Origin of the sequence: Paenibacillus sp. 102 (assembly GCF_039549175.1) — a bacterium.
Classification (GTDB): Bacteria; Bacillota; Bacilli; order Bacillales; family Bacillaceae_G; genus Bacillus_A.
Genome location: NZ_JBCGHT010000016.1, coordinates 90,865 through 101,527 on the forward strand (window position 1 = coordinate 90,865; position 10,663 = coordinate 101,527).

The 10,663-nt window shown below is 32.8% G+C and carries 13 protein-coding genes; 10 read left to right on the forward strand and 3 right to left on the reverse strand.

Going from position 1 to position 10,663, the window contains the following annotated elements:
- Nucleotides 1-50 precede the first annotated feature (50 nt).
- Nucleotides 51-974 carry an iron-hydroxamate ABC transporter substrate-binding protein gene (locus tag AAIE21_RS23735; RefSeq protein WP_343269017.1) on the reverse strand — a complete coding sequence of 308 codons (924 nt, stop codon included), beginning with the start codon at nt 972-974 and terminating at the stop codon, nt 51-53.
- 327 nt (nt 975-1,301) lie between these two features.
- On the opposite strand from AAIE21_RS23735, the gene AAIE21_RS23740 reads away from it, so the two are divergent.
- The gene (locus AAIE21_RS23740; RefSeq protein ID WP_343269018.1) at nt 1,302-2,351 is read left to right on the forward strand and encodes an NAD(P)/FAD-dependent oxidoreductase; all 1,050 of its coding nucleotides are present in this window, start codon (nt 1,302-1,304) and stop codon (nt 2,349-2,351) included.
- 106 nt (nt 2,352-2,457) lie between these two features.
- Nucleotides 2,458-2,592: a hypothetical protein gene (locus AAIE21_RS23745; protein WP_343269019.1), complete on the forward strand. Its 135-nt coding sequence runs from the start codon at nt 2,458-2,460 to the stop codon at nt 2,590-2,592.
- A gap of 317 nt (nt 2,593-2,909) precedes the next feature.
- Here AAIE21_RS23745 and AAIE21_RS23750 read toward each other — a convergent pair whose 3' ends face one another.
- On the reverse strand, nt 2,910-3,278 hold the full coding sequence (locus AAIE21_RS23750; protein ID WP_343269020.1) for a hypothetical protein: 369 nt from the start codon (nt 3,276-3,278) through the stop codon (nt 2,910-2,912).
- A gap of 192 nt (nt 3,279-3,470) precedes the next feature.
- Between AAIE21_RS23750 and AAIE21_RS23755 the strand changes: the two genes are divergently transcribed.
- The 8 genes from AAIE21_RS23755 (at nt 3,471) to AAIE21_RS23790 (ending at nt 10,536) form a co-directional block, all read left to right on the forward strand.
- Entirely contained in the window at nt 3,471-3,710 is a 240-nt protein-coding gene (locus AAIE21_RS23755) for a helix-turn-helix domain-containing protein (RefSeq protein ID WP_087958035.1), read from the forward strand.
- A gap of 485 nt (nt 3,711-4,195) precedes the next feature.
- The gene (locus AAIE21_RS23760) at nt 4,196-4,666 is read left to right on the forward strand and encodes a spore coat protein (RefSeq protein WP_343269021.1); all 471 of its coding nucleotides are present in this window, start codon (nt 4,196-4,198) and stop codon (nt 4,664-4,666) included.
- Nucleotides 4,667-4,784: 118 nt separating this feature from the next.
- Nucleotides 4,785-5,234 carry a spore coat protein gene (locus AAIE21_RS23765; protein WP_343269022.1) on the forward strand — a complete coding sequence of 150 codons (450 nt, stop codon included), beginning with the start codon at nt 4,785-4,787 and terminating at the stop codon, nt 5,232-5,234.
- Nucleotides 5,235-5,445: 211 nt separating this feature from the next.
- Nucleotides 5,446-6,120 (forward strand): LSm family protein, encoded by a 675-nt coding sequence (locus tag AAIE21_RS23770; protein WP_343269023.1) that lies wholly within the window; start codon nt 5,446-5,448, stop codon nt 6,118-6,120.
- A gap of 408 nt (nt 6,121-6,528) precedes the next feature.
- Nucleotides 6,529-7,755, forward strand: coding sequence for an ATP-binding protein (locus tag AAIE21_RS23775; protein WP_343269024.1), 1,227 nt, complete (start codon nt 6,529-6,531; stop codon nt 7,753-7,755).
- A 238-nt stretch (nt 7,756-7,993) separates the two neighbouring features.
- Complete coding sequence (locus AAIE21_RS23780; RefSeq protein ID WP_343269025.1) at nt 7,994-8,374, forward strand: hypothetical protein; 381 nt, start codon at nt 7,994-7,996, stop codon at nt 8,372-8,374.
- Nucleotides 8,375-8,480: 106 nt separating this feature from the next.
- Nucleotides 8,481-9,590 (forward strand): PRK06851 family protein, encoded by a 1,110-nt coding sequence (locus tag AAIE21_RS23785; protein ID WP_343269026.1) that lies wholly within the window; start codon nt 8,481-8,483, stop codon nt 9,588-9,590.
- Between the two features lie 172 nt (nt 9,591-9,762).
- Nucleotides 9,763-10,536 (forward strand): nucleotidyltransferase domain-containing protein, encoded by a 774-nt coding sequence (locus AAIE21_RS23790; protein ID WP_343269027.1) that lies wholly within the window; start codon nt 9,763-9,765, stop codon nt 10,534-10,536.
- Nucleotides 10,537-10,569: 33 nt separating this feature from the next.
- Here AAIE21_RS23790 and AAIE21_RS23795 read toward each other — a convergent pair.
- Nucleotides 10,570-10,663: IS3 family transposase (locus AAIE21_RS23795; RefSeq protein ID WP_343267758.1), on the reverse strand; the 94-nt coding region annotated here is incomplete at its 5' end.

Below are 10,663 nucleotides of genomic sequence, written 5' to 3' on the forward strand. Positions count from 1 at the left end.
GAATAAAGGAAGAGGAATTCTTTAAATAAGAATTCCTCATTGTTGTTGTGTTATTTACCAAGAAAGCTTTTCTTGAAGAAATCTAGTTGGAAATCTAATGTAATTGGATCATTAAAATAGAATTCTTTCGCGTTTACTTCAAATGCTTTATTGTTTTTAACAGCTGGAATGTTTTTATACGACTCTGTTTCTTGGAATGAATTATTCGTATCGTTGTTTTTACTTATAATTAAGTAATCTCCAGCATATTCAGGTAGAACTTCAGCAGATAATGCATAGTAGCCATCTTTTAGGGCCTTTTCTTTTACTTTTTCAGGAATTTTTAATTTCATTTCTTGATAAAGAATTTCTGTTCCGCGGCCCCAGTTATCGCCGAATACATAAATTTGTTTGTCGAAGTTTTCGATAACAGAAACGGTTGTATCTTCACCAATTTTTGCTCTAATATCTTTTCCAGCAACTTGCGCACGTTTTTTGAAGTCATCAACCCAAGCTTTTGCTTCTTTTTCTTTATTTAGTAGTTTACCGATTTCTAAATGTTGTGTTAAGTAGTCGACTTTCCCATATGTGAAAGTTACAGTAGGAGCGATTTTCTTTAACTTATCGATATTTTTAATGTTTGATAAACCAATGATTAAATCTGGATTTAATTCGATAATCTTTTCAACATTTTCATCAGATACTTCTGTAACATCTTTTAATTCTTTTTCAAAACGTGGATTCATTTTAGACCATGAATCTACACCAACAAGATTTACACCTAAAGACATTACGTTACCTGCGAATGATGATAGTACAACAACACGTTTTGGATTTGCAGGAACTTCAACTTTCCCGTTTTCAGATTGGTATGTAATTGTTTCTGATTTGCTTCCCTTTGCAGTTGAATCGTTTTTCTTCTCTGTCGAGCCGTTGCTACAAGCACTCATAACGAGTACGAATAGAACTGTAAGTGAAATGAATAATTTTTTCATTGTTTTTCTCCTTTTATAAAGTGTATGTAATGTATAGTTTTCTAACAAGATAGGTGTTTCGCAATGAATTGTTCTTATAAATCTTGATGTTGAGATTTATTACCGTAAAATATTTGAGTGAGTTATAAATAAATGAATCGTTATTTCAATTCCAATTTTGTTAATAGTTTACATATTGATAATGATTATCAATACCAACTCTTTAAATAATATAATTTTATATTTTTATCTTGTCAATAGCAATTTTGATTGTAAATTTAACGAAAAAAAGGTATATTTTATTGAGAATGATAATCATTTAAAAGGATGGTCGAGGAGTGAACACAAATGAATCCAGAAGAATTATTTGATGTGACCGTGATTGGAGGAGGTCCAGCAGGGCTTTACTCAGCGTTTTATAGTGGACTAAGAGAAATGAAAACGAAGATAATTGAATTTCAACCACAGTTAGGTGGGAAAGTACATGTTTATCCCGAGAAAATGATTTGGGATATCGGGGGACTACTGCCAGTTACTGGAGCAAGGTTAATTGAGCAGCTTGTAGAGCAGGGGTTAACATTTCATCCAGAAGTAGTATTAAATGAAAAGGTAGAATCAATCACTAAGAATCAAGAGGGGATTTTTGTGTTAATAACTTCCTCTGGCCAAAAGCATTTTTCAAAAACAGTCATTGTAGCTACTGGAAGCGGCATATTACAACCGCAAAAGTTAGCAATTGAAGGGGCAGAGAGATTTGAAGTATCGAATTTAAATTATACTGTAAAATCTTTAAAGCAATTCAAAGATAAGACTGTCATTGTTTCAGGCGGAGGGAATTCAGCTATAGATTGGGCAAATGAATTGGAGCCAATTGCGAAAAAGGTGTATTTAACATATAGAAAAGATACTTTATCTGGTCATGAAGCACAAGTTACACAGCTTATGAATAGCTCAGTTTCTTGCATCTTTAATACAGCAATTACGAAATTAATTGCAGGGGAAGATCATGAAGCAATTGAGCGTGTCGAATTGACTAATCACGAAACAGGGGAAATCTCTTATTTGCCAATTGATGAAGTAATCATTAATCACGGCTATGAACGTGATATGACATTATTGGAAAATAGTGAGTTGAATGTTGAAATTGCTGATAATTATTTTATTGCTGGAAGCGCGAATAGCGAATCGTCAATAGAAGGACTATATGCTGCCGGAGATATTTTAAAGCATGAAGGGAAATTGCATTTAATCGCTGGTGCATTCCAAGATGCTGGAAATGCTGTAAATAAAGCAAAGCAATTTATTCAGCCAGATGCGAGTGAATATGGAATGGTATCATCACATAATGATGTTTTTAAACAGCGTAATAGGGAGCTTATTAAGCAAATGATGAAATAGAAGAAATATACTTAGGTAAAATAAGCATTCGTGAAATAACGGATGCTTTTTTCATATTTTCATCTCGTACATGATTGAAAATAAAGATGATTAGGAGGGGAGAGAAATGTTACCAACGTTTTTACAAATGGAATTAAATCAAATTATAAAAGAGTACGGTCTTAAGGAAATAAAGAACCAACTTAATAAATATGCTGAAGCAAGTATCGAAATTGTACTAGGGGAACAGGAAATTTTCTAGTACATATACCTATATTTTTACTAGCTAATCAGAAAATGGTTATCCATAATGAAACGAGTAAGTAGGATGGATTTATGAAAGATTGTTCGATTTTTTTTACAATATATAAATACCCAGTCACTTTCCTATCTTTATTAAGTAAGGAAGTAGGCTGGGTATTTATCTGTTTCCTATCTTTTTTATCATTTGTATTACACCGGTTTCTTCAGTTCACGTCTTTTATTTACATGTATTTTGAGAGAAGAGAATACAGAGCCGTAAACGTTTTATTTGTAAATCTTTTTATTGTTCAGATAATTTTTTGTATGAAAGGAAAATCATGCCGTTCCTTGTGCGTACTGATCAGGAAATTGTTTGTTTTGCACAGAGGAAATGTATTGTTTCCCATGCTTTCTAGCAACGGATTCTAGTATGTGGCGTACACGTTTCGTAAGTTGGCCTTGGTTTTGTAATGCTTCGCAGTATGCATCATAGTAAGCATATTTAGCCCAAAGAAAATCATCTTGCTCGAATAAGAAATGATTTTGATACCATTCTCCAATGGTATTATAGTTCGCGTCTTCATTTGCAGTCTTTGTTTGCTCAATAATTCTTTTTGGTAAAGCTTTAGAAAGTTGAGAAGCAGTGTTTGTTGTTTCAGCTTGTAATGATTGCTCTAACATTGTAATGATGTGACGAGTAGCCATATGTTAACTCTCCTTTTTTGTAAATGGGTAAGTGCCATCTGTATTTTTTAAATACTCACTATATTATTATACAATATATGGAATGGTTCTACCTTCTTTTTGATTTGTATTTACAAAATCTTTTTATTTTGTTTACAAAAGTATCCTATAATAAAGTAAGATGAATGCTGTATATGAAAAAATAATAAGGGAATGAAACCATTGTATATAACGATAAAAGAAGCGGCGGAATATTTAAATCTTCCGGAATCTTACATTGAAGAATTAGTTCAACAAAAACGAATTCGAGCTGTGTATGACGGTGAACAATATTTACTGAATAAAGAACAGTTCAACACGCACTTAGAGCAAATGGAAAAATATAAGCAGTTAGTAGAAGAGATATTAAATGAGCCAATTCCAGAGGATATGGATGTAAAAGACGAGGATTGATTTCGTGGGTTTATCCCGCTATTTGCGGACAGGAGTAACACGCCACCTTAAAATTCAGGGAAAGAAAAGAAGTTAGGTGGGAGATGAACTGTCCGTAAAAGCCCGATTGGTGAGGGCTAATAATCAGTGGGGAATGAAAAAAACACTGATTAAAGCTTCACTTTATAGCATCGTATTCTATGAAGGGTTATACAGAATCATTTTTATAAATACCGTTTCAAGAGCTGTAGGATAAGCATCTTGAAACGGTATTTTTTATGATGACATAGTAAAATTTTTGTAGAAGATGGAGGGCTAATGTCATGCTGGGTATCGGTAGAAGTCATGTTAGTCTTTTGGACATAAGGGATATACGTACTGGATAGATGTCCACCCGTGTTAAAAACATATTTTTGTATAATGAGACAATCATAGAGAACGTAACCTGTACAGATACATATACTATCAGTGCAAACGACTTATAAGACACTGAAAGGAGTTTTCTCATGAGCACGATTGGTAGTGATTTGCTGTATGGATTGATTGGAGAAAGTGTTAGAGTGAATCGAGGTGGACCAGAATCCCCAAAAGGTACAGTGGTCGCAGTGTATTCGGATCATTTCATTTTATTAAGTGAAAACAAAAATTTTTACTATTATCAATTTCAACATCTAAAAAGTATTACAAAAAATGCAAAAGACGTTGCTGCAGATATTGGAGTTATACCAATATTTGCAGAAGGTGAAGATTTTCAAGATTTACTTCAAAACTTAAAGCATCGTTGGATAAAAATTAATTGCGGCGGTGTAGAAAAGATCGAAGGGATTCTACAAGATGTTTCTTCTGAATATGTGATATTAATTGTAAAAGAGGAAATTGTACAGATTCCACATTTTCATGTTGAAAATGTAAGTTATGGTCTGAAGGCACTAGAAGAAGATGCAATATATGGCTATCAAGGATATCAAGGAAATTAGTCAAATAACCAACAATCTAATCAAAATACAGTATATGTTTCATGTTCAAGAGTAAGAGCAATAAGACAATCAAGTCGATATAATCGAGGTGAATAATAAAGAAAAAGGAGGGATAAAATTGGAAAATATATTACCTGAAAATCAAATAGAAAGCTGGGTTTATCAAAACGTAACAGTAAATCTTGGGGGACCAGAAAGCCATACGGGTGTTTTGTTAGCGGTAGGCGGTGATTATCTCGTTTTGCAAGAAAATACGGGAGAAGTCATTTATTATCAACAGAAGCATGTGAAGGGTGTTATGAAAAAGAAAAAAGAGATAGGGTTAAATCCTTATTTTATTGAGCAATCCTATGTGGATGGTGCGACGTTTCAAGAGATACTAGGTAGTTTTAAGTATAAATGGGTTAAAATCAATCGTAGGGGACCAGAAAGTGTAGAAGGGTTATTAAGTGAGGTGAATAAAGAGTACGTTACACTAATAAACCGTGATGAAGTAATTTACGTTATTAATTTTCACATTAAAAACGTAAATCAAATCATTAAAACTAATAAAGATGAAGAAGAGTAATGTTTGATAAATAAGAGGCGCAACGTGGAAAATATTCTTCATTGAATTGCCATTATTTTACTGTAGTTTAAATGTTCCCCTCTGCTATTTATGCTGGTGGACAGAGAGTGTTGTGTCGTTCTGCATACATGTTTTCCCCTTAGTATTCTTTTTAGCTACATGTGAATGAGAGAAAGAGAGGAAGCCACGTTTTGAAGAAAGGAGGATACAGATGAATGAACTAAGCAAGAATATTGGAGAGTATGTCTATGTTAAATTAATTGGCGATAAAAGGGTTAAAGGAATATTAATTGATGTAGGCAATGATATTGTTGTTATTTATAATGGAAAAGATTATATTTATATTTCCTTATATCATATTCAGTATTATAAATTTATGGCAAGTTTTGTGGCTGAAATACAAAAACCAGAAACGGATTCTAATTCTATTATTAAAACAGAGTCACCGTCTATTTCCTTACGAAAAGTCTTGAGCACATCTAAAGGGATTTTTACAGAGGTTTATGTGGCGGGTGATTACTCTATCCATGGTTATGTTACAAGTGTTTTGAATGATTATTTAGTATTTTATAGCCCCGTTTATAAAATAGTATATATTTCTTTAAAACATCTAAAATGGTTAATCCCCTATCAAGAAAATCAAATTCCATATGCGCTCAATAAAAATGAACTTTCAGTTAATCCATTAAATGTTACACTAGCTAGAACATTCGAAGAACAGCTAATCAAAATGTCAGGAAAAATGATGATGTTTGATTTAGGAGAACATGCAAATAAAATTGGGAAGATGACGAAAATTGAAGATAGTCATATTGAATTAGTTAAGGCGCGTGATGAAAAAATATATTTAAATATTCAACATGTAAAATCGGTTCATTTTCCATAAGCGGCTTAAGAAGGCTTGCTTTTTCTTTTATATATGTAGAAGAAAAGGTCGAGCCTATTTTTATCCTATCATTTGGGAAAAGTAATACTTCAATCTTAAAGATATACGATGAGCAAAAATTAGTTAAGGGATAAACGAGGAAGATAGGTAGGGGTCAAGAACCCCCACTGATTAAAGTTTCACTTTAAGTCGTTTTTAAATTTGGATTTATAACAGCTATTTCCTATAGGATAGTAGTACTATAAAATTTATATGAAATAATAATTAGATAGGGAGGAATTCATATTTAAAGTAAAGTTTAAATATGGTTAAAGAGTTGCATGTTGCTCTGACAACAATTTCATAATTACAATTTAAAGCATTAACCAATGCAATATACTGTTATATTGCCTAAGAGGTGTTATTTAGATGAGTAAATTTCAAAGCTTAATGCAGGAAGAAAAGGAAGCTTTAAAATTATTTTTATTACTATTTTATATTATTTTTTTTGTATATGACATTATATATTATTATATATATCCTGCAATGAACATAAACGACGCAGAAGTCGGATGGCCAGAGGGTGGACTAGGGTTTTGGGTATATATTTTTGTAAGTTTATTATTTCCAATTTCAATGTATCTTCAAAAGATAGGGCATATATATGCTGTTAAATATTTATTTTCAATGGGCTATATGCTAATTGATGTTATTAATAATTTAATGATTTATTTACAAACAGATCGAGTATTTGAAAATGGAAATATGGTAGAAATATTTCTAATACTTTTTGCACCGGTCTTTGTAAATAAAAAATATTTTTATTTAGTTGCTTTCAGTGTAATTGGTAAATACACGTTTTTTACTGTATTACTAAAAGATATAAAAGTGGTCATTCCCTTAGTGTTGTGTATCTTTTTCTTCATCATTTCTAATTCTTTATTAAAGAGATTTCAGTCGTACGTTCGCACAGTTGTGACAGTGTTGAAAGATAAGGAAAAAACTGAAAATCTCGTGTTGATTGGAAAAATGTCTACAGCAATTGGGCATGAAATACGAAACCCGTTAACAGCTTTAAAAGGATTTACTCAAATTCAAAAGGAGCGTAATCCAACTGATGTTGCTAGTTATGACATTATGCTACAAGAAATCGAAAGAATCAATGGGTTTGTTAGTGAATTAATGCTACTTGGAAAGCCCAGACCAACAACTTATCAATTGTGTAATATGCAAATGATTTTGTTATATGTTGTTCAATTAATGGAAAGTTATGCAATGCAGTATGCTGTGAAAATTTATATACAGATAGATGAAGACTTACCTGATATAAATGGTGATGAAAAACAAATAAAGCAAGTATTATTAAACCTTGTGAAAAACGGAATTGAATCTATGATGGATGGTGGAAATCTAAAGATTTATGCATCTAAAACGATCGAAGAAAAAGTTTGTATTTGTATTCAGGATGAAGGATGCGGTATGGATAGTGCAAAAATAGAGAGACTCGGAAAAGCTATTTATACAACAAAGGAGAATGGAACTGGCCTTGGCTTAATCATTACACACAAAATTATTGCAGAACATCAAGGGAATATCAAATTTGAAAGTGATGTTTGCGAAGGCACAAGAGTGGAAGTAACTTTACCGACTACATAAAATGTAAAGACAAGAGCACTTTTCTGAAAAGTGCTCTTGTTGTGTAAATATAAACATTTTATAAAAAGCTTCGAGAATGCTTTTTTTTATAAAACACTTAGTTTATAATGGAGAAAAATATCGGTATGCAGCTTCTTGCTCATATAGCGGTTTGGAGTTTTTTTATTTTGTGTGAATTTAAAAGAGGGGTGCACACGCATCCTTTTTTCTATGCGGATATTATGAAAGAGGTGGTATGATGGAATTAACATTAAATTCGACTGTATGTTTACACACGATTCAATTTCGAAAAGAACAAAAGAATTATATTGTAAAAGATACAATTACAGGCGGAAAATATGAAATGCCGCCACTTTGTATTGATGCACTTGCAATGATGCGTGACGGCTTTTTATTAGGAGAAATTGAAGCAAAATTAAAGGAAGAATATCCAGAAGAAGAAGTAAATATTCTAGAATTTACGAGACAATTGTTAGAACTAGAGCTTGTTGGAATGGTTGACGGAGAAGAAATCATTTGTACGAAAAAGAAAGATAAAGATTATTTAGCTTGGATTCGTCCTCGAATCGAACAATTTTTCTTTAATTTAAATCGAAAATACCGAAGCAGAGATCAATGATGATCTCTGCTTTTTTGTTACTAGAAGGAAAATAGGTATTCACCCAACTCAGGTTTTAAGCATATTGTGACTTATGTAAGTAGACTGCTATAAAGGAGTGAGGGCAGTGACAGGAAAAATTTTAAATTATTATGCTGGAGGAAATACAGCGAGAGGTTTTTATAGTTTATATGAGGAAAATTTAATTGGACTGGAAAGACTTTTCATTTTGAAAGGTGGTCCAGGGACAGGGAAATCGTCATTGATGAAAGCGATTGGGCGTGAGTGGGCTGGAAGAGGATATGATATTGAGCTTTTGCATTGTTCTTCTGATAATAAATCCATCGATGGTGTTATTATCCCAAAATTAAAAGTAGGAATTGTAGATGGAACAGCACCACATGTCATTGAGCCAAAAACACCTGGAGTTGTAGAAGAATATGTAAACTTAGGTGTTGCATGGGATTCCGAGAAATTACGAAAACATAAAGATGAAATTACACGTTATATTTCAGAAGCAAGTGGTGCATTTCAATCAGCATATGCTTGTTTCAAAGAGGCATTAGCTATACATGATGATTGGGAGCGAATTTATATTGATAATATTGATTTTCAAAAAGCGAATGAATTAACAAACCAGCTTATACAAAAGTTATTTGCAGATAACAAAGGAAAACAAGCGGTTGTAAAGCACCGTTTCTTAGGGGCAGCAACACCAAAAGGTGCGGTTGATTTCGTTCCAAATTTAACAGAAGGTATCCCGCATCGCTATTTTATAAAAGGACGCCCAGGGTCAGGGAAATCAACGATGTTAAAAAAATTAGCAACTGCAGCAGAAGAAAAAGGCTTTGAAGTTGAAGTGTATCATTGCGGCTTTGATCCGAATAGCCTGGATATGATTATTGTAAGAGAATTAGGTTTTGCAATCTTTGACAGCACCGCGCCGCATGAATATTTTCCTGAGCGAGAAGGTGATGAGATTATTGATATGTACGATCTCATTGTTACTCCGGGAACAGATGAAAAATACGCTACAGAAATTCGCGATGTTTCCATTCAATATAAAACAAAAATGAGTGAAGCGATGTCTTTTTTGGCGAAAGCAAAAGCGGTTCGAGATAAATTGGAAAGAATTTATATTACTGCAATGGATTTTGCAAAAGTAGATGCTTATCAAGGTGAAATACAGAGTGAATTTGAGCGAATTGCAAAATTTGTTGGCAAACAGCAAAAATGAAGTGATTGTAAAGCTGTCAGGAAGGACCTGACAGCTTTCTGAGAAATTTATTATGTTACATACTAAAGAGGTACCGATATATCGATGTTAAAAGTAGAATAACACTTCAATAATAAGTAGATTATATTTGTCGAATTTCCAGGGAAATGATCAGAAAATGAGGATGATACATATGAAGGATAAAATTCAATTGGAATTAGAGAGAATTGAGAAAGAGAATAATGTGAAAATTTTATTTGCTGTCGAATCTGGAAGCCGTGCATGGGGATTCCCATCGAAAGATAGTGATTACGATGTTAGATTTGTATACATTCACCCGGTAGATTGGTATTTATCCATAAATGAAAAACGTGATGTTATTGAATATCCAATTAGTGATGCCTTAGATATAAGTGGTTGGGATATTAGAAAAGCACTGCAGCTATTTGCAAAATCAAATCCAGCGCTATTAGAATGGATCCGCTCGCCAATCTTTTATTCTAAGAACTCGGATCTTCCAGAACGTCTACAGAAAATGAGCGAAAACGATTTTGATCCAAAAGCAACGATTTATCACTACTTGCATATGGCTTCAAAAAACTATCGTGAATTTCTACAAGGAGAGCGTGTGAAGTTGAAAAAGTACTTCTACGTATTGCGCCCTATTTTAGCTTGCAAATGGTTAGAAGAGAAAGGGACATTACCGCCTGTAGAATTTGACCGATTCATTACTGAATTGTCGCTAGAACAAAAGCTTTTAAATGAAATTGAAGATTTACTAATAAAGAAAAAAGCGGGTGTTGAGCTGGATGCTGGTCCAAAAGTTATAGTATTAAATGAATTTTTGGAGGAACAGATAAAGTACTATCAGGAGTATGTGAAGGGAATTGAAAAGGGAAAGTGTATTGAAGTTGAGAAGTTGAATGTTTTGTTTCGAGATATGTTATTTGAAATAGAGCACCAGTAGATGAAGTGAACCCAAAAAGTTAGACACATATTTTTAAGCAGCTTGCGAGAAATGAGTTCTGTATTGTACAGGACTCATTCCTTTTAGTTTTATTTTAATACGATCATGATTATAGTAATGAATATAT

Coding starts and splice junctions, on each gene's coding strand:
- AAIE21_RS23735 (WP_343269017.1), bottom strand. CDS start 974: ATGAAAAAATTATTCATTTCACTTACAGTTCTATTCGTACTCGTTATG.
- AAIE21_RS23740 (WP_343269018.1), top strand. CDS start 1,302: ATGAATCCAGAAGAATTATTTGATGTGACCGTGATTGGAGGAGGTCCA.
- AAIE21_RS23745 (WP_343269019.1), top strand. CDS start 2,458: ATGTTACCAACGTTTTTACAAATGGAATTAAATCAAATTATAAAAGAG.
- AAIE21_RS23750 (WP_343269020.1), bottom strand. CDS start 3,278: ATGGCTACTCGTCACATCATTACAATGTTAGAGCAATCATTACAAGCT.
- AAIE21_RS23755 (WP_087958035.1), top strand. CDS start 3,471: ATGAAACCATTGTATATAACGATAAAAGAAGCGGCGGAATATTTAAAT.
- AAIE21_RS23760 (WP_343269021.1), top strand. CDS start 4,196: ATGAGCACGATTGGTAGTGATTTGCTGTATGGATTGATTGGAGAAAGT.
- AAIE21_RS23770 (WP_343269023.1), top strand. CDS start 5,446: ATGAATGAACTAAGCAAGAATATTGGAGAGTATGTCTATGTTAAATTA.
- AAIE21_RS23775 (WP_343269024.1), top strand. CDS start 6,529: ATGAGTAAATTTCAAAGCTTAATGCAGGAAGAAAAGGAAGCTTTAAAA.
- AAIE21_RS23780 (WP_343269025.1), top strand. CDS start 7,994: ATGGAATTAACATTAAATTCGACTGTATGTTTACACACGATTCAATTT.
- AAIE21_RS23790 (WP_343269027.1), top strand. CDS start 9,763: ATGAAGGATAAAATTCAATTGGAATTAGAGAGAATTGAGAAAGAGAAT.